Source organism: Teredinibacter haidensis (genome assembly GCF_014211975.1).
Taxonomy (GTDB): domain Bacteria; phylum Pseudomonadota; class Gammaproteobacteria; order Pseudomonadales; family Cellvibrionaceae; genus Teredinibacter; species Teredinibacter haidensis.
The window spans coordinates 2,522,746-2,549,056 of record NZ_CP060084.1; the positions used below are offsets into that span (position 1 = coordinate 2,522,746).

The following is a 26,311-nucleotide window of genomic DNA, read 5'->3' on the forward strand; positions in this document are numbered from 1 at the left end:
CATATGGCTTTTGAAATAGTAGACCTGTGTGTCAATTGCTGGGCCTGTGTCGATGTTTGCCCAAGCTCGGCAATTTACCAGACAGAACCCCATTTTTTAATTGATGAGAAAAAGTGTACTGAATGTGACGGCGAATTTTTCCACCCCCAGTGCGCATCCATCTGCCCAATAGAATCAGCCATACTCGACGCCAACGGCGCAGCATTAAATCCTCCGGGCTCACTTACCGGAATAGCTCCGAAAATGCTGCAAGAAGCAATGCTAAAAATTCAAGCGCGTTAGGCTTTATATATAATTAAGCTGTTATTTTTTGAAAAGCCTGGGTGTACCAGGAACGCGAAACGGAAAGAGCTGTTAACCGAAATCGGCATTAAATTCCAAGCTCGCAATATTTCATTGGAGCCCTGGATCAAACATCGGCTGCTCTCTTTTTTTGTAAGCACGGAGGTTAAAGAATGGTTCAACCCCCATACTACAGCGATAGAAGAAGGCAATATCAACCCGTTATCAATAGGCGATGAAGAAGCCAGTCCCTCTATGATTCGAGACCCGTTACTTATTCGTCGACCACTCTTTGAGCTGGGGTCGGAACGTTGGTGCGGCTTTGATTGGAGAAAATTGGAAACCTACCTGCATACAAACATCGAACCAAAGCAGGTGGCGTTTAACAACGGGTGCTCTAGGCAATAGGCTTCAACCGATGCCAGACCACAAAGGCCAAAAGGTGTTATGAACACGCTAGCAAGAACTTTATTAACGGATATCTTTCCACCTAACACGGACACTTTTGTCGACATAATATCTGCTCAGCGAGCTGGAGCTTCCTGCCTGCCAAATACTTTGGGATTGGCAAGCGAACAGTATAAGACTCTAATACACCGCCACCTGCCAGGCATTGATCAATTAGGACTGGCGCGCAACGAACACGTATGGGAAAACGGTGAAATTCGTCAAGAACTTCTGGATCTCAAGCTTGAAGAGATACAAGAGTTAACGCAACTATTACTGAAGCACCGCAAACAGAAAGACATTTCGGAAGAGTGGTTAGCCTCTATCCTTTCTGCAGGCTGCATGGGGAACAGTCATTTATGGAGGGATCTTGGTTTGCCCTCCAGAGACCATCTAAAAGCCCTCATTCGAACCAATTTTCCAACTCTTGCAGATCTTAATACTCAAAATATGCGCTGGAAAAAATTTTTTTATAAACAGCTGTGTGAACAACAAGGGCACTACCTCTGCCGCTCGCCCAGCTGTGATATTTGTCCAAGTCACGAAGAATGTTTTGGCGAAGAATAATGCGTGATTGCCACTCAAAATTTATTTAAAAAACCAACATTCTAAAATAAAAACAGCCACACAGATTATCTAACGACTCATAAAAGGAGAGAACAATGGCTACTGTCTATTTCAGTTCGCCCATATTACACAAAAATGTAAAAGTCGAAGCGACGGCAGGAAAGCGCAACACTCTGCTCGGCGTAGCAAAAGAACACAATATTAAAATCCCCTGTGAATGTGAAAATGGCGAATGTGGATCCTGTCTAGTAAAAGTCACTCACTTAGACGGCAGTCGCATAAAAGGCGTTACGCTAACCGACAAAGAGCGCATTGTACTTAAGTCCATCGGCAAACTGCCCCCTAATGAAGAGGAGCGAGCACTGGTAAAAGATATCCCCCCCACCTACCGATTGGCCTGCCAGACGATTGTAACGGATGAGGATTTATTGGTGGAGTTTACGGGGGAGCCTGGGGGAGCTTAACCCAGGTAGGCGTACGTGCAGTTCCAGCTTTTCACGCGTAAGTAACAACATCTACGCATTCACTGGCGTATAGGCGTTTGCTCTTTCACTTGGCAAGCTGCGGGTTTTGTATCGAACGCAAAGGGTTTTCTTTTGATTGTGGCTTTATATGGCTGACTGACGGCCGCTCCATCGAGAGGGGAGGCCTATGCCCGGTGTTTGTAACTGTGCGGTATTGATGCCGCGTCGTGGTGCATAAGATCGAATCTAAGTTTTTGATGCGCCGAATCACACGAACAACGAGTACAGGTAAACGTGGGCTTTCGCTCTCTTTTATATGCATAAAAAAACCGCCACTTGGGCGGTTTTCTTTGTATGGCGGTGAGGGAGGGAGTCGAACCCTCGAAGACTTGCGCCTTACACACTTTCCAGGCGTGCTCCTTCGGCCACTCGGACACCTCACCGTATTTCACTCTCTTGGGACTACACCCCAGAAGGCGGCACACTCTACACAAACAAGGCATTAAAGGCAATCACCTATCTCCCACAAAATAAGTAACAGCACTGGTTTTTAGCAACAATCCACGTATTAATGCGCATTTTTTATGCCATTAAGATCGATTTTGCCGAATTTGTAGGCCATACTCTGTCATAGCGCACCAATAGACAGTTGAGGTTCTGCAAATGCAGTCATCCAGTATCTACCTTATCGCGATAGCGGAAATCGCTGCGTGCCTTCTATTAGTGTGTGTTTTTCTGGTATTTCAAAACAGATCGCTAAAAGGACTGGTGTCTAAACTCCAGGCTCGGATGGAACAGCTGGTTAAAGACTTAAAAGCCGCCAGGGCCGCAGCCAAATCTCGCAAAGCTGACGATTCAAAAACGACAGACAGTCATAACGACAGCTATAAGCAGATGCTTAACAAACAGTTGGGGATGATACGCGAACATCACCAGCGATTAGATGCAAGCCAGGATATCGCTCTAGATCTCGACCCGGAAACCCCTCTCCCCCGTCGTGTTGCCGCACTTCGCTACGCCCTGCTGCAAGCGGAAAAGGAAGCCACGGCCAATAAACTTATTGACCACGCCGATTGGAAGCTCCTACAGACGCGCTATGAACAAATTTTCGATTTCCATCGAGACTATGCACCTAAGGCAGCCGAGGCGCCTGCCGCCCAGGAAACCGCCATCCACGATACCGAGCAACTGGATTCACTCCGGGAAGAGCTCACCAGCGCGAAGAAGCGCATTAGCAATCTGGAACGATTTAAGGCACTTTACTTCGATCTAGAGGCTAAGTGGGAGTCCTGTAAGGATAATGCCCGCAGCCACTATAACGAAATCACTGAGCTAGCCGCTAAGACAGACCATTCTGAAGCCATTGAGACCGCGCTGATGGCTTACCAATCCAACTATAGCGATTTGGGAGCATTAATTGAGGGTGGAATTGAGGGCTCGTCGATCCTGCAAAGCAAAGCTTCCAACGAAGATAGCAGTAGCGAAATCCGCCATTTACGGGCGGTTGCGGCAGACCAGCACAAAATCATCAACGAGCTTCAAAGGAAATTACGGACGGCCTCTTCAGCAGAAGAAAAAGAGATAATCGTAGGAGAATTGCAGGATCAGCTACAAAAGCAAATACGTTTTGTGCAGGAGTCTGAAACCTGCATACAGCTACTGGAAGATGAGCTGTCAACATCCCACAAAGAGCTAGAACAGTTGCGCGCTCGTCTAAATCAGTTACCACAACTTAAAACCGATATTGTGACCCTACGCGACCAAAACGATGATTATGAAATGCAGATTACCGCAACCAAATCAGAAAACCGCCGCCTGCAATCCAGGATGAAAGAGCTGGAATCTGCCCCTCCCGGCGATAATGATCAAGCCCGTAAATTGAAGAAGGAACTGATAGAGCTTGAATCTCGCTACGTAGAACTTGAAGAGAAGTTCCTCGACTTGAAGCTTGGCCAATAATTGTTCTACATCGTTTTAAAGCAATAGTTCGGGCTTGAGCTATTGTTGCATCCCGCACTGATGGATAAAATACCCCTCTGTTTAACACTGGCCTGCCACCGACCACCACTGGTTTGTGCGCACCAAACAAAAACACTCTAGGATAATAAATGGCCGAGCCTCAACAACAGGTCTCAGATAAACTCGCAGCAGATTTCTCTCTCAGACAAAACGATATTCGTACCCTTATCTGTTTCGCCGCAGCCGGAACCCTTATGGTCAACTGGGATTGGCCCGCGATACCGCTAATTGACGCCGCTGTCTGCATTGGCATTCTATTTTACGCGGTTGCAACCTACGTCTGGCTGAGAAAGACGCTTTACGACACCGCGCACGGACAGCTTTTTGACAAAATAATGACTGTCGACGCCTTCATTATCGGCATTGTGCTCGGCCTAACCAACTTCAGTATTCTGCCCACTTTTCTTTTTGTTACCATGATCCAGTTTAATGCCCTGATTAACGGCGGCACAAAAAAATGGATGATCGATAACCTAGCATTTGTCGGCGGTGTTGGCGTTACGTTTTTACTCCGTGACCCCCAGTGGGTTCTTTCAGATAGACTGGAAGTAAGTATTGTCAGCCTAATCGGCATTTTCACTTACTTCTGTGCTTACGCCATTTTTGTTCATACTCGCATTCGCAAGCTCGATATGCTCTCCAAAAAGCTGGTGAACGAGCAAACGCTCTACAAACTTCGAACCTACAAGCTGGCTCGCTACCTAACGCCCACCGTGTGGAGAGCGGTCAATGAAGGCCGAGAGGAAACCCTGGCTTCTGAGCGCAAACGCATCACCGTTTTTTTCTCGGACATCCGGGGCTTTAGCTCGCTCGCGGAAGAGCTGGAAGCCGAAACGCTCACGGATCTACTTAACACCTATCTGACGGAAATGGTCACCATCGCGACCAAGCACCGTGGCACTATCGATAAGTTTATGGGTGATGCGATCATGGTCATCTTTGGCGATACCCGAAGCGAGGGTTTAAAGGCCGATTGTGTGCGCTGCCTCTCCATGGCGATCGAAATGCGTAAAAAAATGAAAGAACTGCAAACGCTTTGGTACAACCAAGGAATCAAAAAGCCACTACAAATACGTATGGGTATCAACACCGGCTACTGCACTGTTGGCTCATTCGGCACCACTCAATATATGGATTACACCGTACTGGGTACCCATGTAAACCTCGCCAGCCGATTGGAGTCGGCAGCACACCCAGGAGAAATTCTAATCTCCCACGAAACCTGGTCACTGGTGAAGGATGTGATTATGTGTCGTGATAAAGGTGAGATTAAAGCCAAGGGTTTCGCTCACCCCATTAAGGTGTATCAAGTTGTAGACTTCCGTAAAGATCTGGGGCGCCACCAAAGCTATTACGAAGAAAACCGTGAAGGCTTCTCCATGCATATGGATTTGGACAAAATTAAGAACTACGACAAAGAACGGGTAATTGAAACCCTTGAAGTTGCCACAGAGCGCCTGAGGGGAAAGGTGATCAAATAAGCTCGCTACTGCCTGGGGATACGAGCAGCCGACAAGGCAGCCGGTAACTGTGACCCCAGATCTCCCGTTGCACGATAGGGGTTAATATCCAGCCCACCGCGACGGGTGTAGCGTGCGTACACAGCTAATGATTCAAACTTCCCTGCCGCCATAAGATCACAAAAAATTTTCTCTACACAGTTTTCGTGGAAATCCTGGTGCTGCCTAAACGACACCACATACTTCAGCCAACTTTCGGGCGACAGCTCTCGGCCCGAGCATGAAATCCAAACGGTTGCCCAATCGGGTTGGCCGGTAACCGGACAGTTACTTTTTAGCAGGTGGCTATATAAAACTTGGCCTTGCACCGCCTGCGCACCAAACGTCAAAAGCTCAGGAACGGGCTGGTAGGCATCAATTTGCACATTTAGAGTATCAACACAGATCCCCGGCAGTGGCCGTTCATTTTTCTGGTACCTATCGATATCAAAAATATCCACCTGTACATCTCCCCCACAGGCGCTAGATAAATCTGACTGTAGGAGGCTTAGCACACGCTGCCGGTCGGTAAAGGTCGTTTGGTTAAACGAGTTTAAATAGTATTTAAAGGATTTAGATTCAATAATCGCGCAGCTATCCGCAGGAAAACTAAATTCCGCAATAGCCACTTCTGGCTTGCCGCCCTTTCCCAACCAGGACAACTCATACGCCGTCCATAGGTCAACGCCAACAAAAGGCATTTCTTCCCGCCCAACCAAAGACATGCGGGATTGTTGACGCGCAATGGGCTCCAGCAAACCTGGATTATATCGTGCGGAATAAGGGGCGCTCTCGCCCAGTTTTACCAAACTCATCATTCACTCACCGTTAACTTCGCAGTTTTTTCCCATATTCCAGCAGGTATAAGCTATAAGCCAACAAAATCACCAGGAAGGTAATAATCCCAAAAAAGGCACCGCCAATGCTGACATCAGACACGCCCAAAATGCCATAGCGAAACGCATTCACCATGTACAGTATGGGGTTGAGCTTAGAGACACCCTGCCAGAAATCCGATAACAAACTAATAGAATAGAAGACTCCGCCTAAGTAGGTCATAGGAGTCAAAACAAAGGTCGGAATAATAGAAATATCATCAAATGAATTGGCAAAAATGGCATTGATCATACCTGCAATAGAAAACAGGATGGCCGTTAATAAAATAACGGTAATAGTGACCAACGGGTTGTGGATCTGCAAGTCGGTAAAAAACAGGGAAATACAGGTTACAATACCACCAACTAACAAACCACGTAGCGAGCCGCCACAAACATATCCTGCAAGAATTATATAGTTCGGCGTTGGACTAACCTGTAACTCCTCAATGCTTTTGGTAAATTTCGCAGAATAGAAGGACGACACGACGTTGGAATAGGAGTTATTAATAACCGCCATCATAATCAGGCCCGGAACAACAAAAGACATATAATCAAAGCCGCCCATATCGCCAATACGCGAACCAATTAAATTGCCGAAAATCACAAAATACAAAGCCATTGTAATCACTGGCGGTATTAACGTTTGCACCCAGATGCGGGTAAAACGGCGAATTTCCTTGCGAACAATGGTCGAGAAGGCGATATATTGCTGTTGTGCGTTCATGTACTCTTACTCCCCTTTTCCGTTGTTGCTTACCAGCTCGACAAACAGTTCTTCCAAGCGGTTCACTTTATTACGCATACTGATTACATCAATATTCTGGCTCGACAATTGGGAAAACAGGTCATTCAATGAACGCCCACTTTCGACAGAAACTTCCAGAGTAGACTCGTCAGAGCGAGTCACATCGTAGTTATCGACAACCGGAGCTTTGACCATAGACTGTGCAACATCCAACACGAACGTTTCTTTGTTTAACTGTTTTAGCAGCGCTTTAACACTGGTATTTTCCACAATATCACCTTCATTAATAATGGCGACATTGCGACACAGACTTTCAGCTTCTTCCAGATAGTGGGTAGTCAGAATAATCGTTGTACCCGAGGCATTAATTTCCTTCAGAAATTCCCACATACTCCGGCGCAGCTCTATATCCACACCCGCAGTAGGCTCATCTAGAATCAGTAACTGCGGCTCATGTACCAGTGCACGAGCAATCATTAAACGGCGCTTCATACCTCCGCTTAAATGCCGCCCTTGGTCAAACCGCTTACCCCACAAACCGAGTCGGGTTAAATAGGTTTCGGCCCGCTGCTCAGCTAAAGCTGGCGGCAATCCGTAGTAGCCCGCCTGATTGGTGACAATATCCTTCACCCTCTCAAACATATTGAAATTAAATTCCTGAGGAACCAAGCCCAGATACTGCTTGGCGGTAACAAAGCTGGTATCAATGTCGTGCCCAAAAATGGAAACCTTACCGGCCGTTTTTCGAATGAGAGAACAAAGAATCCCAATGGTGGTAGACTTACCAGCCCCATTGGGGCCCAGTAGAGCAAAAAAATCTCCGCGCTCTACTTTAAGGTCTATACCTTTTAGAGCTTCGAACGATTCTCCGTAGGTTTTCTTCAAACCCTTAATATTAAGCGCCAAGTGGGCGCCACTATTTTCATTAGACATAGTCAGGTAAAGTCTCCATGAATCAACAATTAGGTGCAGAGTATCAGAATTTCCATAAGCAGCTTATAACAGCGTTGCTGAATAAGATAAAAGCTCAATCGCCTTTTGTGGAAACAGAGAATACTACGCCAGACGCGGAAGATGTGCTGTTTCTTGAACGCTTTGAAACACTGCGATGTGATCTCAATGCTTCAGAGCAGGGCTACCCCCTAGGGCAATGGGTCATTACTACCATTGTTTCACGCTACCCGCACATTACGCCCCAGGTTTCTCGCGATCTTTTCTGGTTTTTCGGCGGTGACTGCCTGCATTACCTTACCGATGAAGAAATCAAGAAATTTCAGCGCCTCGATGAAGTTTTTCACACCCAAGACAACGAAACGGACAATCCGCAAGGTTACGAGGGTTTACGAGCTATTGCACTTGGGCTTCACTAGCTATTGAAAAACGTAAACGAAGTCGTTAGCCCATTTTTAACACCGCGCTGGCGACGCAGATAGATTCTCAACACACTGCTAGTGCATGCCGAGCACCAAAGACATTGCCCCGGGATACTCCAGAACCTATATTGGTGCCAAAATTCTATTTCCAACCCGCAAAAAAAAAGCGCAACCATTAGGCTGCGCTTTTTTTCTTTTACTTCACTCGAATTACTCTAAGCAACGGTATCCAAGCTTTTAATAAATTTTGAATGTCTGCGTACAACTGCCTGACATTCAGAAATTGGAGCGGGAAACGAGACTCGAACTCGCGACCCCAACCTTGGCAAGGTTGTGCTCTACCAACTGAGCTATTCCCGCAATGGCGTCCCCAAGGGGATTCGAACCCCTGTTACCGCCGTGAAAGGGCGGTGTCCTAGGCCTCTAGACGATGGGGACGCAAACCCTGATGTGCTCGTCATTTCAGAAGAGGGCGCATTCTATTGAGCAAGGCCGAAGCTGTCAACACTTTTTATGGCGAAGGATCAAAAACCTTTAATCAACCTGTAATGGTTGACCGAAGCGCCATCCACTTGACTAAAAGTTATATCATTCTCCGTGATTTCATTTCAAAGTATGTAAGTACTTTAAAGAAAAAACCTTCCAAAACAATCACTTGACTATAATTTAGCCGAAATCCGTGTTTGCAAATCCGGCGTTCACCAGCTAGTCTGTAACTAAGGACTGCCACTATTTCGCAGGCGCAGTACATACCTAATTATGTCTTCCATATCCATTATAGTCACAATCATTGTGCTCTTGGCAGCACTTGTCTGCTACGCCTTTGTTGCGCAAACGGTAAAAGTTAAGCGTGAGCAGCGAAATCGGCTGTTAGCCGCGCTGAAGTCGCGCTCCCGCAACTTCAAATTTATGATTAACGGCTTCCCCCAGGGGTTCCTGCCACGAGACTTAACACTACTCGTACAAAAAAATCTTATAGAGGTTAGCGAACAGCTCTCCATGCTGGAGCCGAAGGAGCCTGCGCACATGCAGGACCTACAGGCCATTAGTAGCCAAATGACGGAAACCCAGCGCCACGCCAAGCCCTCGGCTCCGGTGACACTGGAGAACCCTCAGCAAATCAAAGAAGTAAAAATATGCCTTGAGGAGCTTCACCGATTTATTCATACCCTGGAAGAAAATAGTTCGCTCAGTCGCAACCAGGCCGAAAATTACCGTAAGCAGCTAAAACAACTGGTTCTGCAACTGACAGTCGATGGATACGCACTCCAGGGCACTGCGGCACAGGGCTCCAACAAAACAAAGCTGGCACTACATTACTATAATTTGGCGCTGAAACTACTTGTTCGCGAGGGCAAACCCGGTCAGTTTGACGCCCGAATTGCCAAACTGAAAGCGTTACATGAGGAAATGAGTAAAAAGCTAGAGGAAGAAACCCAGACCCTACCAAACTCAGAAGAAGAGCAGGCTGAACAAGAAGAAATCGCAAACGAGTGGGATAAGTTCGATTCAGATAAGCCCCTCTGGAAAAAGAAACACGCTTACGACTAAACGCTACGAATACGAGCCTGGCGCTGAATAGAGTTTATGAAGCCGCCGGTATTAGGTGAAAAGCACACCAAGAAACGGCGTTTATACCGAATAAAGAGGCATTTTTAGCGCTTTGATGGCCACTACGCAAACAGTCTCAACCGGCTAGGACAATGCAGCAGTGAGGGACAGCACCCTGCTGATTTCACATAGCGATCTGCCGCTCTCCTGCTGCCATTGGTAAAAAGCAGCTTCAACAAGACGTAAATCCTTTTGTGAGCTTGGCGCCCTATCCACGATCCCCTGAGCAATCAGGACAGCCTGAACATCGTTGGTCAACAAAAACGTATCCTTACCCACCATACGTAAAAAATAGGGACCCGACATCCCCCCTAGCTGGCAGCCTTTTTTCTTTAGCTGCAGCCACAACCCTACAATATCGTCTTCCGGCCAGTTTGCCAGCCACCGACCAAAGCTACCATGCTCTCGAGCAATAGCACCCATAAATTGAGCGTTGCAGCGAATCGATTTTATTTTCCTCAAGTGGCGAATCAACGCACGGTTGCCCATGTGCTTATCGACTTCGTCATCACTCATCATCGCACAAACAAAAGGATCGAAACCCTGAAAAGCCTTTTCAAAGGCCGGCCATTTGTTGTCAACCATAGAGTGTTTAAGACCCGCGCGAAAAATCCGTCGAGACATGGTCGATAAATAAAAAGCCTCGGTTTGAGCCGCGAGCTGCTCAGGAGTCTTGACCGCAGGCAATAATACTCTCACCCTATCCTCGCCACCCTTGTGTAAAGCAGCGGTTTGGAAAAGCTTATCAAAATCAATCATAGGCCCTTATTATCTTTTTCAAATTGAATCGAAGCCGAATTCACACAGTAACGCAGCCCTGTCGGCTGAGGCCCGTCCGAGAAGACATGCCCCAAATGACAACCACAGGCTTTGCAAAGTATTTCTGTACGAACCATTCCGAGAGAGGTGTCTTGGGCTTCACCCACGACACCGCTTTCCAGCGGCTGAAAAAAACTCGGCCAACCACAACCCGAATCAAACTTAGTCGTCGAGTCAAACAATGGTTCAGCGCAACACTTACAACGATAAACCCCGTCTTCCGCATGATCCCAATACATACCAGAAAAAGCAGGCTCAGTGCCCTTCTCCCGGCAAATATGAAACTCTTCGGGATCGAGTTTTACCTTCCATAAACCATCGTCATTTTTATTTTGATCTGACATAATTAGCACCCAGGTTAAATCGCATACAATGGCATATTTTGAGGTTCTAAAAATAAGATGCAACCATTAAAAAAATCCATAAAACTCGAAGACGTATGTTACGACATCCGTGGCCCGGTGCTGGAGCATTCTGTACGGATGGAAGAAGAGGGACACAAGATACTCAAACTTAATATAGGCAACCCGGCGCCCTTCGGTTTCGATGCGCCCGACGAGATTATTGCCGACGTTATTTACAATATCCGTAATGCTCAGGGCTACACCGAATCCCGAGGTCTGTTTCCCGCGCGCAAGGCCATTATGCAGGAATGCCAAAGGCTTCAGGTTCCCGACGTAGACATTGACGATATTTTTCTTGGTAACGGCGTTAGTGAGCTGATCGTTATGGCCAACCAGGCATTGCTAAATGATGGCGATGAAGTACTGGTGCCCTCTCCCGACTACCCCTTGTGGACAGCCGCCGTTCGGCTAGCCGGAGGCAAAGCAGTACATTATGTATGCGACGAACAGTCCGATTGGTTTCCTGATCTTGACGATATTCGCAGCAAAATTACAGATCGAACAAAAGCCATTGTGGTCATTAACCCCAACAACCCTACGGGCGCGGTATACAGCCTAGACCTACTCGAGCAGATTGTTCAGCTGGCCCGAGACCATAAACTGGTCATTTTCTCCGACGAAATTTACAGCAAGATCATCTATGACGACGCAGAGTTTATCCCCATGGGACGCATTGCCAACGATGTGGTTTGCATATCCTTTAACGGTTTATCCAAATCCTATCGCCTAGCGGGATTCCGCTCCGGCTGGCTTGTTCTCAGCGGAGCAAAACACAAGGCCGTAGAGCTTATGAAGGGTATAGAAATGCTCGCATCCATGCGTCTGTGCGCCAACGCACCCGCAATGTATGCAGTACAGACGGCGCTCGGTGGCTATCAGAGTATTGACGAGCTTATTCTCCCCGGAGGCCGCCTACGCGAGCAACGCGATGTTGCCTGGGAAGAATTAACCAACATCCCTGGCGTTAGCTGTGTAAAGCCCAAAGGGGCTATTTACCTGTTCCCCAAAGTTGACCGCAATCTGTACCACTTTGAAGACGACCAGCAACTCATTTTGGATTTTCTGATAAAAGAAAAAATACTGTTGGTACAGGGCTCAGCCTTTAACTGGATTCAGCCGGACCATTTCCGCATCGTCTTTTTACCCCAACCGGAAGATCTCAAACGTGCCGTACAGCAGTTTGGCCGCTTCCTAGAGTCTTACCGTAAATAGGGACATACGTGAGCGATTTGAATATCGATGACTTTTGCCGAGATACCGCTAAAGTTTTGTCCACGCTGTATACGCGCTTCCCGCAAAAAGTCATTGTGTATGTAGAAGACTTTGCCGGGCCAGACTCACCAGATGAGTTTGGCCTGCACAGCCCGCGCTTTCTTGCAGGGTTCCACGCGCTGCAATGGCTAGCCGAAACCGACTATATTCAGTACTCGCAAACTATTCGTCAGGAGGCCGTTGAAGACGCTACCCTTACACATCGTAGCTTTACATTCTTAAGCGGCCCCGCCGACGTCAAGTTTCTTACTGAGCAATCATCCCCTACAACGCAAGCGCCTCGTCGCATCGACCTTTTACGCGAGACTCTATTAAAGAAAAGCTCAGACCAACTGACCAGTTTGATTCTCCGCCTTATGCAGGAGACTCGTTTGTTTTCTTAAATATTTTCACGTGATCAACCTAATTTGACTTATCTTGTCTGGATCTAGGCTTGTCAACCCAGAGTAATATGTGTCACGCTGCTAAACTCTCGTTGTAAGAACAATCTAGAGGCGGCTGATACCAGCTCTCAAAAATAAATAAATGCGACCATCTTTGGCCTGAGTTATGTCCGTTTTACCGCCTAGTATGCCGTTAATCGTAGACGCTTCGCTTATTGCGGTGGCCATTATCCTGGTTACGCGTATCTACCGTCGGCGCCAGGAACTCAGCTCAAAAGGCTTCACTCGAGCGCTGAGCTTCGCGGGCTTCGGAATCGTAATCCTGGCCGGGACAGCCCTTCTTCATCTTTATACCAATACAATTGTTCTCAGGTTCCTACAAGTTACCGAGCTTCCGAATGCCCTTTCAACTTGGCTACCACTATACTTTGGCATAGGTGTCCTGCTGATATTTATTGGCTTGGAATCCCTTATTAACAGGGTTATTCCGAAATCAACCCAAAAGCTCACAGAGCTAGTTGCCATTCGAGAAAAACTGGCAGCCTCCAACGACGAGCTCGCACGTACTATTGCCACTCGAAATCAAGAGCTGGAGATTCACAATATAACCTTGCAGCAAGTGCTCGAAGATCAGCAGATTTCGCGTAAAGCACTACTGCAAAGCGAGAAAAAATTTCACGCACTCTTCGATAAAAGCCCGGCGATATTCCTCACCATAAATAACCTCCACGCCATAGCCGATATCAACCTGTACGGAGCCAAATCCCTTGGTTACGATACGGCGTTTCTTGTTGGCCAACCTTTTTCCATGATTTCCTCCCCCGAAGATATAGATAAACAACAGACCTTTATCGATTTCTGTTTGGCTAATCCCGGCGAGAAAATGGAAATTGAACTTCGTTGTGTCAAAAATAACACACAAAAATTCTGGGTGAAGGCCTCTGGGAACCTGGTTCAGGAAGCCGATGGGGAGGACTATTTGTTGCTGGTTTGCCAGGATATCACCGATTCGAAGCAACTTGCCGAAAGCTTATCCTACCAGGCCAAGCACGACGAACTAACCGGTTTATACAACCGCAGAACGCTTGAATTATTTTTGGAAAGAACGCTGAAAAAGAAAGCGCCAAATAGCCCGCCAACTGCGTTGATCTATATTGATGTAGATCAGCTAAAGGTTGTAAACGATACCTGCAGCCATAAGGCTGGAGACGAGTTTATACGGCAACTGGTTAAAAAAATTAATGAATACAACCAGCAATTTGATTTCTTCGCGCGTATTGGCGGAGACGAGTTTGCCATAGTTATAGCATCCTCATCGGAACAGCAAGCGCTTGAACTAGCGGAAATACTGCGCAACACCGCAGAAGATTTTACTTTTAAATGGAAGGAGCTTTCATTTCGGCAATCCGTCAGTATCGGAATTGCACTTAGTTCGCGCGAAATCCACTCAATAGTTGAAATGCTCGCGACAGCAGATGCTGCCTGTTTTTCAGCCAAGCAAGCAGGAAGAAATCGCGTTGTACTTCATCGGGAAGCATCTGAGAGTAACGATACCAATCGCACCGAAATGCTCTGGGTTTCCCGCCTGCAAACAGCCTTGATGCGCGATCGATTCGAGCTTTATTTTCAACCCATTATCAATATGAACGACCTTCGTAGTGATTACATGCACTATGAAGTACTACTCCGCTATGTCGATGATGAAGGCACACATATTTCCCCCACAGAATTTCTTCCCGCCGCAGAGAGATTTGGATTAACCAACCAAATCGACCTTTGGGTACTGACAACCACCTTGGATTTTTTACAGCGAAATACCAGCCATACGGAAAACCTCTCTTGCTGTTCAATTAACCTTAGCAGCCAATCGCTCTCCAGCCACCAATCACGTATGGCGATAAAACAATTGGTGATGACAGCGAACATTGAACTATCTAAAATCTGTTTCGAAATTACGGAAACCAGTGCAATCCACAATCTCAGTGAAGCTATAAGCTTTATCAATGAGCTTAAAACGCTGGGCTGTCGGTTTGCTTTGGATGATTTCGGTACGGGCTTTTCATCGTTCGGATACCTTAGAAACCTCGATGTCGACTATATTAAAATCGATGGATCATTTATTCAGGATATCACCAACGACAGATTGGGCCAGGCAATGGTAAAAGCGATCAATATGATCAGTAAAGAAATGGGCATTACAACCATTGCCGAATATGTTGAGAACCAAGCTATAGCCAAAGAACTGCTAACAATGGGCATTTTCCACGGCCAGGGTTTTGGACTGGCCAAACCTATGCCAATGATAAAATCAAAAGAATATTACGCGCTTAAGCTTCGACATCACCAAGTTTTCGAAAAATAAACATTTTTAAAGCGCGCGCGGGTGCGATATCCGCGAACTGCTCACCTACATACAAACGTTCATCAAGTTCAAATTCAGGGCAAGCCCCTTCTATTATCTGCTCAAACGCCTCTGCCGAAATCTCCGGCGCGTTGAGGCAGGCAATAAAAACACCCCCTTCCCCAACCAGATCTGCCATTTTCCTCAGCACTTTGGGATAATCTTTTTGCGCAATGAAACTGCCTTTTTGGTAGCTGGGCGGGTCAACAATAACAACATCATAGGGACCTTCTTTTTTAAGCTTCCCCCAGGATTTAAAAATATTGTGAGGTAGAAATTTTACTTGTCTTAATGGCAAACCATTAATTCTATGGTTATCCCTGCCAACAGAAAGGGAACGCCCACTCATGTCAATATTGACGATGGATTCAGCTCCAGCGGCCTCGGCAACAACAGAAAACGCACAAGTGTAGGCAAACAAATTAAGAATGTGTTTTCCATAAGCGATGGATTCTAACCAATTGCGAGCAGGTTCAATATCAAGGAAAAAACCAACATTCTGCTGGGAAGAGGATAACAAAAATGTTAGCTCGTTACGTGTAGCAAGCCAAGGTTCTGGAATTTGTCCACACTGACACTCTATGGGAGCCCCTAAAAGATACCGGTATTGAACCAGCACGGTATTTAGGCTTTCGATACTAATAAAATGAGAACGCAAAGCCGAAACCAGTTTAGCTTCAAAACCTATTTCAGGTTCTTTAAAAAATGTGACCAGTATACAAGGATAAAAATAATCTACACAACACCACTCAAGCCCGGACCACAATCCACCTCGACCGTGGAACAAGCGTCTACTATTGAGACTTTGATCTGCGGCTAAGACCTCGCGACACCGCTCGACCACCTGTTCGACACGTTTATCCAACTCAACAATGCCGTCACTTCCACCCTCATTCATCTGCCACCCCACCGGGTATAAAATTACATCCTGATAACCACATATCACTGGTATAAAACCTGCCCAGGTAAAGTCTAGCTGAGGATCGTTGGAATCCACCAATAAAGGGCGTTTATTCAAATTTTCCAGCTTGCGCTTAGTTGCTACCACCCAGGTATTGTCTTTACCTATATACTGCAATACTGTTGGCGAGAGCTGCTGGTTACCACGCCCAATAATATGGCCCTGCCCCCCTATTGCCGTAATGACCAAGCGTACAGCTCCTGTTCGCGTTTCCAGCGCGGCTTCCAGTTCGCTGGCAGAGATATCTGAGGTCAATAATTCAAAACCAGAACCGGGATTGAATACGGCCAAGTCAATGCCTAATAGAGTCGCATCCAGTCCCAGCTCCCGCTGAATTATTTGAGTAGTGGAGCCTGGTCCAAAAACGAGAGTCACCGATTCATCCAACATATCTAGCCGCTCACGAAGCTCCGCAGCCATATCCAACAATACAAGCTCTTCTACTTCCATGCCGCCCTGCTTAACATGCTGCACAAATTGATTTCCAGCAGGCACCAACATTTCACCATAGTGCCGACTGCGAACACGGCCTTCGTTAAACGCCAGCTCGTCAATATCCCGAACCTCTTGTTCCTGCAGCGCGGTTAACTCACCATTTAGTAATTTTGCAACGAGTTCTGCGGCTGGTTCCGGCGCGATAGCAAAAACTCCCGAATGCATTTTAACACCGGAAGGAATACCCAATACGGGAACCCGATTACCGATCAAACTGCAGATATCGCGCGCGGTGCCGTCGCCGCCCACAAACAAGAGAAAATCAATTTTTTGATCTAACAAAAACGCTAGCTGGTTTAAAGTATCCTGCGCGCTCGTTTGCTCGGCAAGAGCGATCGTTGAACACTGACAGGTAAAACCCAGCTCAGTGAAATAATCCTGCCCCATATCCCCCGGGCAAGTAATAAATTCCGGCAGCGCCCCCCCCTCCATCAACACGGTTAGTGCGGTAAGAAACTGCTTTGCCCTGAGGGGAGCACGCAGGGCTATCAGCCCTTCTCTCGCCTGCTTCTGTAACTCCAGAGCATCACTACCTTTATTCGCAGTGGGCCCACCCACACCCGCTATTGGATTTACCAGAAATCCGATCCGAATACTATTCGCCATAATAGATCGCTGCTCGTCTTTATCTTCGATAGTGTTCATTTATGCCGTCATTTGCACATTGAAACCTAAGGCCTGGTACTGGGACACAAGCTCTGTTGCTGGATCTAAAATCGTATAGTGGCTGAACTCCCGTCGCTGCGGATAGTTTTTACGTAACAAATCAAACTCTTTACTCAGACTGTTTTTTACCGCCCGCAAGTTTATGTCGTCTTCAAGTATTGGATATGTCTTTAGTATCGCCTCACGTAAAGAATCGGCTTTAAGGGCTATTGGTTCACCGTAGGTTTTTGCTTTGGCCTTAACAATGGTTTCGTCAGTATCGGAATCTGGCAAGCCCAACCAACGGCTCAACGCTTCGTAGATCATCAGAGAACCATTGGTTCTGCCTTCGTAGCTATAGCCGGCAATATGAGGGCTACCCAAGCTCACAAATTCCAGCAAAGCGGTATCCAAGTTCGGTTCAGGCTCCCACACATCCAGGACAATGCGCAGATCATTTGTGTTTCCGCCGCGCAGGTAATGCAGTAGTGCCTGATTATCAATAGCAGCTCCGCGTCCCGCATTTAATAGCAGTGCGCCAGGTTTCATCTGCTGAAAAAAATCTGTGCTCATCATATGATGAGTGGGATAGGGTCCATCGATGGTCAACGGTGTATGGGTACAGACCACATCACAGTCAAATAAATCATTCCACTCACCAATATCTTCAATATCCTGTTTGCTTAAAAACGGATCGTAGCAAACACAGGTATGCCCTGCTTTTTTTAGGGCGAGGTAGAGACGCCCCCCAACATTGCCACAACCGACAATGCCAATTTTTAATTGGGTGTCCAGTCGCTGAAGTTGCGCCAAGGCTGCAAAAACATACTGTACAACACCCTTGGCGTTGCAACCGGGAGCGCTACTATAGGTAATTCCGCTGCTGTTCAGATAATTCTGGTCAAGATGATCGGTACCAATCGTGCAGGTACCTACAAATTTTACTGAACTTGCTTCCAGCAACTCACGATTTACTTGGGTGACTGAGCGTACCAATAAGACTTCAGCATCGCGTACATCCGCTGCTGATATCTGTCGGCCAGGTAGAACAACGACATCGCCCAACGAACCAAACAATTCTTGTACCAGAGGTATATTTTCGTCTGCAACAATTTTCATTTTTAAGGAAACACTCTTTTTAACGAAGTATGAAATATTTTACCAAACCCCAGTTTGTCGGCAAAGTCGATTAATGTTTTTCGGTTTGCGGCTTTTCGTTTGGTTGTAAAACGGCGCCCCAGGGGAGCCCGGTTATCCAATTGAGTTAGCTGTATTGCCAACTCTATTTGTGCTGAGTAATCACTTAATTTTTTCGCCAGTTTTACTGCACTACGTATAGGTAACGCAGGGATCTTATGTAAATTATTATTAAGCTCCGACCAATTAGAAAAGTAACTCAGCAAGCTCGCCGCTGTTTTGGGGCCAAGGCCGGGAACACCAGGTATATCATCACTAACATCGCCAATCAAAGCCAGGTAATCGGCGACCTGTTGAGGTTTTATGCCCATGCTATGCTCTATTGCGTTGGAGGAAAGTCTCTCTCCGTGAGGCGCATCCCACATCGTATCATTCTCCCCGAGAATGATCTGCGCGAGATCTTTATCACGCGACACAATGCAGACCTGCTGGTCTTTTTTTCGGCATCGCAGTGCAAGAGTTGCCAGTAGATCATCAGCCTCGTGGGTGTTCGACGCATAACTTGGAATGCCCATAAATTCCGTCATGGTTTTACAGGCATTTAACTGAAACGCCAGCGCCTCGTCCGGCAATGCCCGGCTGCATTTATAATCGGGGTATATCGAATTTCGAAAACAGCTCCCCAAGCTCTCATCAAAACAGGCGGCAATATGTGTCGCTCTCGTTGTCTCCAGTAAACGTATCAACCAAAGGCTGTAACCATAGACAGCGGCGCTTGAATAACCATCGTCAGTCCACCGATTATCCGGCAACGAGAAGTAATAACGGAAGATATAAATTGAAGCGTCAACCAAGTAAACGGGGTAACTCATAGCTGTTCCAGGTCGTAATCATCCGCGCAGAGGAAAGAAGCGATACCATAAAAATCCGCCAGAGCAGATGCAAAAATCATTGCTCGTGGGCTCATACCATTCTTACAATATTTTTTTGCCTGTTCCAAAATATGCTGTTTAAATACTTCCGATACCCCCATGCCCGCCATCAAATTGTCTGCGCTTATGTTGAAACGATAGCCACACGCCCTGTTGAATATCCACTCCAAAGCTTGGGGTTTTATTTCAGCCGTTTCAAACAGTTGTTGTTGCTCCGGGGATCTACCATCAGGGGCGTACCAATAACCGTAATCCTCCACTTTCCTGCGCTCATTCCCTGCGATACACCAATGACTTATTTCGTGCAGCCCGCTGGAAAAATAGTCTTCACGAAAAATAATTCTCGCGTTTCCATCACTCTTCGCGGGCAGGTACAGCGGCTCTTCACCCCCCCCCTCCAAACGGGTATTAAAGGGCTTTAAAAAACATCGATTAAAAATTACCACCAGATCTTGACTACGAAATATTTTCGGCACAGGAGGAACTAACTCTTCGTAAATAGTGACTAATACCAATCGGCTTTACCAAATCAACCAAAAGAACATTTTTCAACCAAAACCTAAGAAAACCCAATTTTTTATCCAAAGTATTGTTTTATCCAAAAACTACCTATACTGTATGTGCTGATGGTTGACCAAACCATGCTGTCCTACCCGCCAATGGTGGCTAATCAGGATATCAACCTGGAGGTGGTATTATGAAGACCTCAAACGCTGGTCACAACTCGGATAACGTAATCGATCTCTTCACCGGGAAGACCTACTCTTCTGCTAACGACTCTCACATCATTCGCCTTTCTCCAGAACTCGATGGCCTGGAAATGCTTTATTCCAATGAAGCCAGTGAAGATAAATATTTCAGCCTGAAAGTACTATGCTGGGGCCTGCGCGCCAATGGTGAGGTTGTCGGTCTGGTGCCCTGGCTGGATGACCTTGTTCCGTGCCAGGATATAGAAGACCCACTAAACGGGGCCTGGGAAGGTTACTACGATCCCGGTATTGATGAGCTGTTTTTCGAGCCCCCTATCCATAAAGTTGTGGAACTGGAAACCGCTGCAGAGTATTACGAACTGCAGTGTGAAAATGCAAACGATGTGGTACAGGAAATTCCAGATACTATTGGAACCCACGCCGTGCTTGCGGGCAAAGACGACAGCAGTTTAACCCTACAGGAAGTGGTTAGTTGGAGACTGTTTCACGATGGTACTGTTTGCGCCATGCTGGTCGATGAAAACAAAGTTGAGAGCACCCCGGTTCTCCCCGGCGACAGCTGCCTCTACCCGGCGCAGGTGCAGGAAAAATTTCGATATTTTTTCCAACACCATATCGCCAACAAAATAAAATCCGAGGATCCAGAAGCCCTCGCCGCAATTTCGTTGCTGGTTGAAGAATCCTCTCAGGGTTAACACGCTGAACTGAATATCAGCGCGCTCGGCTGCTCCCTGACGGAGTAGCGCACAACTCCGCAACCGCCGGAGATTAAGGTGCCATCTGTTTCAGGCTAGGCTCGTTGGGTAGCAGCCCCCTTAAACGGCACCCCCCCTCGAAGAGGCGGGCCGAAGCTCCATTCACTTTACTGCTAGGGCAGCGAAGCGTTCATTTTCATCCTTTCTTTATCCAGAACATGTAGGTTTGACCATCGTCTTCCTGCTTAACAAGCTCATGCTCAAGAAAGCTGCAAAAGCGAGGAATGTCTCTCAGCGTTGACGGGTCTGTTGCGACCACCTCGATCAAATCACCAGGGGATGCGTCCCGCACAGCATTATGCAGCATCATTACAGGCTCTGGGCAGGTCAGACCAGAAGCATCCACCTTCATACACGCGTCGTTCATTTTTTGATCGCTAGTTAAATTCATTTCTACCGAAGCCCTGGAAACGCACAGTTTTTTTACGAATCATTGACTTGAGTTTTATTTAAATCCCAAGTTTCTACGGTATATTGTAGGCAACCCATAATAAGGATAAAACAACATGGTACATATTCTTATCGAACGTCATCTACATGAAGGTCAATTATCGACTTATTTGGAACAAGCTAAAGTTGCGTTACAGCGTACCTATGTCGTTCCTGGCTTCATTTCAGGGGAAGCCTTTGCCGATATTCAGGACGAGAACCATCGTTTCCTCTTCTGTAAATGGAAATCTCTAGAAGACTGGCACCGCTGGGCGAGCAGTGCCGAGCGCAAAGAGATTCTAAGCCCCGTCCACTCAATTCTGAAACAGCCCGAAAAAATCTGTGTGATGGAGAATTAAAAAGTCCCCCTACCCAGCTCAAAACAAACGTAAATGACCCGTCACCTCTTCGCGGTCATGGTATAGCTGCTTAAACCGAAGTTGGTGCGGAATATCCTGCTCTAACAACCTGTCGGAAATTGCAGCTCTACATTTCATCACTTCTTGATAACGTTGTTTCATGGGTAGTTTTAGGTTGAACACGGCCTCGGTAAACCAGCGCTGACAAGCCCAACGAGAAATCATACTCGCAACGCGTGAGGGTTTGTCGGCGATATCGCACACCAACCAGTCGACAGGCTTATAGGGTTGATACACAAAACCGTCCAGTACATGGTGAGTCACTTGCCCTGACTCCATCAGCTCCTTCGCCATGGGGCCATTATCTACCGCATCAACAAACATACTGCGGCGAACCAGCTGCCAGGTCCACCCCCCGGGAGCTGCTCCCAGATCTACCGCTCTCATACTTGGCGCCAGTCGTTTATCCCAGTCCTTTGCTGGCACAAAGTGGTGCCAAGCTTCTTCGAGCTTGAGTGTTGCCCTGCTTGGGGCCTGTTTCGGCAAGCGCAAACGGGGGACACCCGCCAACCATTGAGAGCTGCTAGATAACGGATAGAGCCCCACAAACGCGCTGGAACCATCCAGAAATAATAGCTGCGCACGATAGCGAGCCGTTTTGCTAACCTTGCCTGTAAGCGCTTTTTGCAAATGGTGGCTAACGCCCTTGCCCAGTTTCGCCAACGCCTTCCCTTCATTGGTATCGGCTGTAACAGACTCGACACTATCAATGAACTCAACACCCAGGGAATCACAAAGCTCATCAAGCCTAGGCAGCAAGGAGTTGACCCTGTCAGCAGGGTTCAGATCCATCACTACCTCGGCTGCGACAAACCAATGACGTACAAATACTAGCTCGTCAAAACGTATTTGCTTGAACAGAGCCATAACAGCTGTACCACTGTGCACCACAAACTCAACATAACCCGTAGCATCTTTGGCCTTCGCATAACCGGAGACACCCTGCTGGGCGCACAGCTCCGAGAGCTCTGCCGCCACCTCTTTTTCGAACCCAGCTCGGCACAGGGCCAGAATCTCCACCATTTTTCGTCTCCCAGTCAGTTCTGGCGGAGATCATACATGCGTTTGATCAAGACCAGAAGACTAACCCTACCTCCTGCCATTGCATTCGCCGCTAAAAAATTCTTTAATTAACAAGTATGAGATCGCGCCAGTAAAAAAGAACTAAAAATTATAAGATAAGGAAGCACATTGAAGAGCTCCAGGATCCATATACACCTCGCCAGTAAACAGACCATATGGTTTGGTCTGTTGGCACTCATGGTCTACAGTCTTTCGATAGCCGCTTCTACACCTATTCCCCTGCAAATTAAATTTAAGCCCATCCTCATCAGCCAGATGGAAAAGCTCAGCTATATCAATACGATCACTCAGGATAACGACGGCTTCCTCTGGTTCGGCGCCATTCAAGGGTTGGCTCGCTATGACGGGTACAGTCTAAAAACCTACCAACACCAGATTGATGACCCCTCGTCACTGAGCCACAACTGGGTGAAATCGCTGATGGTAGATAGCAAGCAGCAACTCTGGGCCGTTACTTTGTCGGGACTGTGTCGATACTTAAGAACGCAGGATGCGTTCGACTGTATTACCTACCCCCGCGACAGAGAAACAGATGCGCCCGGAACCATATACGCCATGTTCGAAGACAGTATTGGTCGCTACTGGGTGAGTACTGGCCGGGGCATCCGCCTGCTGGATCCTCACACAAAAACATTCCGGGATGCACCGGTCTCGATAAGCAGAGTGTTGATTCCCGCCAAGGACAAGGAAGACAACTTCGTTCACCAAGCAATCGAAGATAAGCAAGGGAACATCTGGTTCGGACTGGAAGGCAACGGACTTATCCGTTATCACTTCCTGTCCGATACCGTTACTCATTTTCAAGCGGACCCCGAACAGGCAAATAGCTTACCCTCCAATAAAATTCGAGAAATTTTTCTCGATCGCAATGGAACACTCTGGATTGGTTCCTTGGGTGGAGGGATAAGCCGTTTTGACCCAGACACAGACCAATTTACTCAACTTAGCCACAGCGCCAGTGAAAAAGCTGACACTGTCTGGGCCATTAATCAGGACAGCAGCGGCATACTCTGGATTGGCGATGGTACGGGTGTTCACTTGTACGACCCGGACACCGGCGCTTTTTCCGGTTATACCTATAAAGAGGCCAGTCCCGATGGCCCCGGAAACTATGTCGCACGAGATATCTTTCTCGATAACGCCAGCGGTATATGGGTGGGATACTTTCCCAGTGGGATCGATACTGTTGATCCGCAGGCGTCCCAATTTCTCAATTTCCGTCATGATCCAAATGACCCAGAATCGATCGCCGATGGTGGAGTATTAAGTACGCAGGAAGATCCCAGTGGTAATATTTGGGTTGGCTGTGGCTTTGGCCTTAGCTTACTGGACCGCAGTACCGGCAAGTTCAAGCGTTATGTACACAACCAGGACGACCCCAACAGCATCAGTGGTAGCACCGTCTTGGACTTGGCTATGTCCCCAAATGGAGATCTTTGGATAGGTGCATGGGATCGAGGACTAAACCGCAAGCCCGCCAACAGTGACAGCTTTCAACGCTTTATTTATGACCCAAGCAACCCCAACTCTCTATACGGGCGGGAACCCTGGGCTACCTATATCGACAGTCACGGCACCCTGTGGGTAGGAACAGAAAAAGGGGTCAGCCGCTACCGGCCCGATACCAATGATTTTGTACGCGTTATGCCTCCAGGGGATGATGGAGCAACGTTAAATAGCCTTTACACCCGGCATATTTACGAAGACTCTCAAGGCACCGTCTGGATATCTTCTTTCAATGGTCTGTACGGCCTAGACCCTTCAACCAATCTTTATAAGTACCACTATCGTCACACCCCCAACAATCCAACCTCCATCAGCTCCAACCAAATACTCACCACATTTGAAGATACCGAGGGCAACCTTTGGGTGGGTACCAATGGTAGCGGGCCCAACATACTCGATAGAAAAACCGGTGAGTTCAAACATTTCAATCAATCCCACGGGCTGCCAAACCTAACCGCAAGCGGCATTATTGAGGACGATGCCGGAAGCGTATGGGTCAGCACCTTTCAGGGGCTTGCGCGTTACAACAAAACAAAGCAAAGCTTCAGTGTCTTCGATAAACGCGAGGGGCCTCTGGGTAACCTCTACAACCGTAACTCCCCCGCAAAACTCAGCAGTGGCGAGCTGGTGTTCGGCAGTTCCCGAGGACTGACCGTCTTCAACCCAAGCAGGCTCGAACCCAATACTTATATTCCACCGGTAGCGGTTACCGAATTTTCTATTTTTAACGCTCCCTTAACGCCAGATAGTGACGGGCCTCTAAAGCAATCAATCAATACAACCAATCACCTTGAGCTAAGCCACCAGCAATCGGTTTTTTCGTTTGAATTTGCCGCCCTAAGCTTCAGGTCACCAGATGAAAACCAATACGCCTACCGTATGAGCGGCTTCGAGTCACAGTGGAACTATGTCGGGAACCGCAGGGCAGCAACCTATACCAATCTCGATCCTGGGCGATATACCTTTGAAGTAAAGGCCTCCAATAACAGTGGGATATGGAACGAAAAGCCAACAGCCATAGCGATCACCATAAAGCCGCCCTACTGGCGATCACCCTGGGCTTATCTACTCTATATTGTTCTCGTTGCTACCATCCTGTTTAGAGCATACTCAGCTCATAAAGCGCACCTTATTGCCGAGCGAAAAAGTCTGAAACAAGAACGCGCTATCGTCAAACGATTAAAAGAAATCGACTTGATGAAAGATGAAATTAATCGCGAACTCGATAAAAAAGTCGCAGAGCGAACAGAAGAATTAAGCCAGGAGCACCAGCGCCTTATCGCCGCCCAAAGCGAGCTTCAGACACTCAATGAAAAATTAACAAATGCCAGCGTCACCGATCAGCTCACCCAGTTAAAGAATCGTCGATTCCTGCATCAGGTTATCGCTGAGGATACCGCGATTATTGGTCGCCACTACGAGGACAATCCCAAACAAGAAAATAAACACGATCTCACCTTCGCCATTCTCGATCTCGACAAATTCAAGAGCGTTAACGATCAGCACGGTCACAGAACCGGAGATGAAGTTCTGGTACAAATTAGCCAAATTTTGCGCAACGTACTGCGGGAATCGGATTATATTGTTCGCTGGGGCGGCGAGGAGTTTGTTATCGTTATTCGCTATTTACCAAGAACACAGGTAACCCCCATTATTGAACGGCTCCTCGAAACTATCCATCAACATTTATTTGTTATCAATGATGAACTTACGCTACGACAAACCTGCTCCATCGGCATTGCGGCATACCCTTTCTACGGGTATCACCCAGGCTTAGTAAACTGGGAACAAGTCGTTAATCTGGCCGACAAAGCGCTCTATTACGCAAAAGAATCGGGCCGGAACTGCTGGGTCTGGATAGAAGGTAGCGACCAATTGTCAACAGCAGAGGATATGAAAAAAACGATCGACCAACAGGGTATTGGCGAAGCTATTCAACGTCACCAGCTCATCGTACGAAGCTCCAAACAGTTAAATCAACGCTCTTTGGGCTGACGACTCAAGCAACAACTTAAGGGGAAGCACGGTTTTAGTCTACCAGGGCACCCTCCAATAAAATGGGCATGCAGCCTATA

Annotated in this window: 24 protein-coding genes and 3 tRNA genes; 13 read left to right on the forward strand and 14 right to left on the reverse strand. The window is 47.3% G+C overall.

The features are described from left to right. Positions 1-3 precede the first annotated feature (3 nt). The 3 genes from H5715_RS09880 (at position 4) to H5715_RS09890 (ending at position 1,760) form a co-directional block, all read left to right on the forward strand. Entirely contained in the window at positions 4-282 is a 279-nt protein-coding gene (locus H5715_RS09880) for a 4Fe-4S binding protein (RefSeq protein ID WP_075185668.1), read from the forward strand. A gap of 447 nt (positions 283-729) precedes the next feature. Further along, positions 730-1,296, forward strand: coding sequence for a nitrogen fixation protein NifQ (locus H5715_RS09885; protein ID WP_083608019.1), 567 nt, complete (start codon positions 730-732; stop codon positions 1,294-1,296). A 95-nt stretch (positions 1,297-1,391) separates the two neighbouring features. Continuing rightward, entirely contained in the window at positions 1,392-1,760 is a 369-nt protein-coding gene (locus H5715_RS09890) for a 2Fe-2S iron-sulfur cluster-binding protein (protein ID WP_075185670.1), read from the forward strand. Positions 1,761-2,115: 355 nt separating this feature from the next. Here the strand turns inward: H5715_RS09890 and H5715_RS09895 are convergent. After that, a tRNA-Ser gene (locus H5715_RS09895) sits at positions 2,116-2,203 on the reverse strand. A 220-nt stretch (positions 2,204-2,423) separates the two neighbouring features. Between H5715_RS09895 and H5715_RS09900 the strand changes: the two genes are divergently transcribed. Then, positions 2,424-3,719: a coiled-coil domain-containing protein gene (locus H5715_RS09900; RefSeq protein WP_075185671.1), complete on the forward strand. Its 1,296-nt coding sequence runs from the start codon at positions 2,424-2,426 to the stop codon at positions 3,717-3,719. Between the two features lie 149 nt (positions 3,720-3,868). Next, positions 3,869-5,260 carry an adenylate/guanylate cyclase domain-containing protein gene (locus H5715_RS09905; RefSeq protein WP_075185672.1) on the forward strand — a complete coding sequence of 464 codons (1,392 nt, stop codon included), beginning with the start codon at positions 3,869-3,871 and terminating at the stop codon, positions 5,258-5,260. A gap of 5 nt (positions 5,261-5,265) precedes the next feature. On the opposite strand, the gene queF is transcribed toward H5715_RS09905, so the two are convergent. From queF to H5715_RS09920, 3 genes are read right to left on the reverse strand one after another with little or no spacing between them, the layout of a single operon-like run. After that, entirely contained in the window at positions 5,266-6,093 is an 828-nt protein-coding gene (gene queF, locus H5715_RS09910; RefSeq protein ID WP_075185746.1) for an NADPH-dependent 7-cyano-7-deazaguanine reductase QueF, read from the reverse strand. A gap of 13 nt (positions 6,094-6,106) precedes the next feature. After that, positions 6,107-6,880 carry an ABC transporter permease gene (locus H5715_RS09915; protein ID WP_075185673.1) on the reverse strand — a complete coding sequence of 258 codons (774 nt, stop codon included), beginning with the start codon at positions 6,878-6,880 and terminating at the stop codon, positions 6,107-6,109. A gap of 6 nt (positions 6,881-6,886) precedes the next feature. Beyond that, on the reverse strand, positions 6,887-7,834 hold the full coding sequence (locus H5715_RS09920; protein ID WP_075185674.1) for an ABC transporter ATP-binding protein: 948 nt from the start codon (positions 7,832-7,834) through the stop codon (positions 6,887-6,889). Between the two features lie 17 nt (positions 7,835-7,851). Here H5715_RS09920 and H5715_RS09925 point away from each other — a divergent pair, with 17 nt between their 5' ends. Beyond that, entirely contained in the window at positions 7,852-8,271 is a 420-nt protein-coding gene (locus tag H5715_RS09925; protein WP_075185675.1) for a PA2817 family protein, read from the forward strand. Positions 8,272-8,558: 287 nt separating this feature from the next. Here the strand turns inward: H5715_RS09925 and H5715_RS09930 are convergent. Both H5715_RS09930 and H5715_RS09935 read right to left on the reverse strand, forming a co-directional pair. Continuing rightward, positions 8,559-8,634: transfer RNA gene (locus tag H5715_RS09930), tRNA-Gly, on the reverse strand. A 2-nt stretch (positions 8,635-8,636) separates the two neighbouring features. Then, positions 8,637-8,712: transfer RNA gene (locus H5715_RS09935), tRNA-Glu, on the reverse strand. Between the two features lie 321 nt (positions 8,713-9,033). Between H5715_RS09935 and H5715_RS09940 the strand changes: the two genes are divergently transcribed. Then, positions 9,034-9,825 carry a hypothetical protein gene (locus tag H5715_RS09940; protein ID WP_075185676.1) on the forward strand — a complete coding sequence of 264 codons (792 nt, stop codon included), beginning with the start codon at positions 9,034-9,036 and terminating at the stop codon, positions 9,823-9,825. 144 nt (positions 9,826-9,969) lie between these two features. Here H5715_RS09940 and H5715_RS09945 read toward each other — a convergent pair whose 3' ends face one another. After that, positions 9,970-10,644 (reverse strand): DNA-3-methyladenine glycosylase I, encoded by a 675-nt coding sequence (locus H5715_RS09945; RefSeq protein ID WP_075185677.1) that lies wholly within the window; start codon positions 10,642-10,644, stop codon positions 9,970-9,972. Then, entirely contained in the window at positions 10,641-11,048 is a 408-nt protein-coding gene (gene msrB, locus H5715_RS09950) for a peptide-methionine (R)-S-oxide reductase MsrB (RefSeq protein WP_075185678.1), read from the reverse strand. Before msrB ends, H5715_RS09945 begins: the two co-directional genes overlap by 4 nt. Positions 11,049-11,105: 57 nt before the next feature. On the opposite strand from msrB, the gene H5715_RS09955 reads away from it, so the two are divergent. From H5715_RS09955 to H5715_RS09965, 3 genes are all read left to right on the forward strand, one after another. Beyond that, positions 11,106-12,320, forward strand: a complete 1,215-nt coding sequence (locus tag H5715_RS09955) for a pyridoxal phosphate-dependent aminotransferase (RefSeq protein ID WP_075185679.1) — start codon at positions 11,106-11,108, stop codon at positions 12,318-12,320. Between the two features lie 8 nt (positions 12,321-12,328). Continuing rightward, complete coding sequence (locus H5715_RS09960) at positions 12,329-12,763, forward strand: hypothetical protein (RefSeq protein ID WP_075185680.1); 435 nt, start codon at positions 12,329-12,331, stop codon at positions 12,761-12,763. Positions 12,764-12,950: 187 nt separating this feature from the next. Next, on the forward strand, positions 12,951-15,125 hold the full coding sequence (locus tag H5715_RS09965; RefSeq protein WP_246434496.1) for a putative bifunctional diguanylate cyclase/phosphodiesterase: 2,175 nt from the start codon (positions 12,951-12,953) through the stop codon (positions 15,123-15,125). Here H5715_RS09965 and H5715_RS09970 read toward each other — a convergent pair. Genes H5715_RS09970 through H5715_RS09985 form a run of 4 tightly spaced genes read right to left on the reverse strand, consistent with a single transcriptional unit; the run spans position 15,091 to position 19,810 of the window. Next, positions 15,091-17,265, reverse strand: coding sequence for a class I SAM-dependent methyltransferase (locus H5715_RS09970; RefSeq protein WP_246434497.1), 2,175 nt, complete (start codon positions 17,263-17,265; stop codon positions 15,091-15,093). The two genes, H5715_RS09965 and H5715_RS09970, sit on opposite strands and share 35 nt — an antisense overlap. After that, the gene (locus tag H5715_RS09975; RefSeq protein ID WP_075185682.1) at positions 17,266-18,384 is read right to left on the reverse strand and encodes a 4-phosphoerythronate dehydrogenase; all 1,119 of its coding nucleotides are present in this window, start codon (positions 18,382-18,384) and stop codon (positions 17,266-17,268) included. It lies immediately after the preceding gene. 2 nt (positions 18,385-18,386) lie between these two features. After that, a complete protein-coding gene (locus tag H5715_RS09980; RefSeq protein WP_075185683.1) occupies positions 18,387-19,274 on the reverse strand; it encodes a 5'-3' exonuclease in 888 nt (295 codons plus the stop codon). Further along, positions 19,271-19,810, reverse strand: a complete 540-nt coding sequence (locus H5715_RS09985; RefSeq protein WP_221892286.1) for an elongation factor P hydroxylase — start codon at positions 19,808-19,810, stop codon at positions 19,271-19,273. The genes H5715_RS09980 and H5715_RS09985 overlap by 4 nt, the downstream gene beginning before the upstream one ends. A 221-nt stretch (positions 19,811-20,031) precedes the next feature. Between H5715_RS09985 and H5715_RS09990 the strand changes: the two genes are divergently transcribed. Beyond that, positions 20,032-20,739: a hypothetical protein gene (locus H5715_RS09990; protein WP_075185684.1), complete on the forward strand. Its 708-nt coding sequence runs from the start codon at positions 20,032-20,034 to the stop codon at positions 20,737-20,739. 196 nt (positions 20,740-20,935) lie between these two features. Here H5715_RS09990 and tusA read toward each other — a convergent pair whose 3' ends face one another. Next, positions 20,936-21,190 (reverse strand): sulfurtransferase TusA, encoded by a 255-nt coding sequence (tusA, locus tag H5715_RS09995; protein ID WP_139309778.1) that lies wholly within the window; start codon positions 21,188-21,190, stop codon positions 20,936-20,938. A gap of 115 nt (positions 21,191-21,305) precedes the next feature. Between tusA and H5715_RS10000 the strand changes: the two genes are divergently transcribed. Continuing rightward, positions 21,306-21,587: an antibiotic biosynthesis monooxygenase family protein gene (locus H5715_RS10000; protein WP_075185686.1), complete on the forward strand. Its 282-nt coding sequence runs from the start codon at positions 21,306-21,308 to the stop codon at positions 21,585-21,587. Positions 21,588-21,605: 18 nt separating this feature from the next. On the opposite strand, the gene rlmM is transcribed toward H5715_RS10000, so the two are convergent. Then, positions 21,606-22,667, reverse strand: coding sequence for a 23S rRNA (cytidine(2498)-2'-O)-methyltransferase RlmM (gene rlmM / locus H5715_RS10005; RefSeq protein ID WP_083608030.1), 1,062 nt, complete (start codon positions 22,665-22,667; stop codon positions 21,606-21,608). A 171-nt stretch (positions 22,668-22,838) separates the two neighbouring features. On the opposite strand from rlmM, the gene H5715_RS10010 reads away from it, so the two are divergent. After that, the gene (locus tag H5715_RS10010) at positions 22,839-26,231 is read left to right on the forward strand and encodes a ligand-binding sensor domain-containing protein (protein WP_139309779.1); all 3,393 of its coding nucleotides are present in this window, start codon (positions 22,839-22,841) and stop codon (positions 26,229-26,231) included. Positions 26,232-26,311 lie beyond the last annotated feature (80 nt).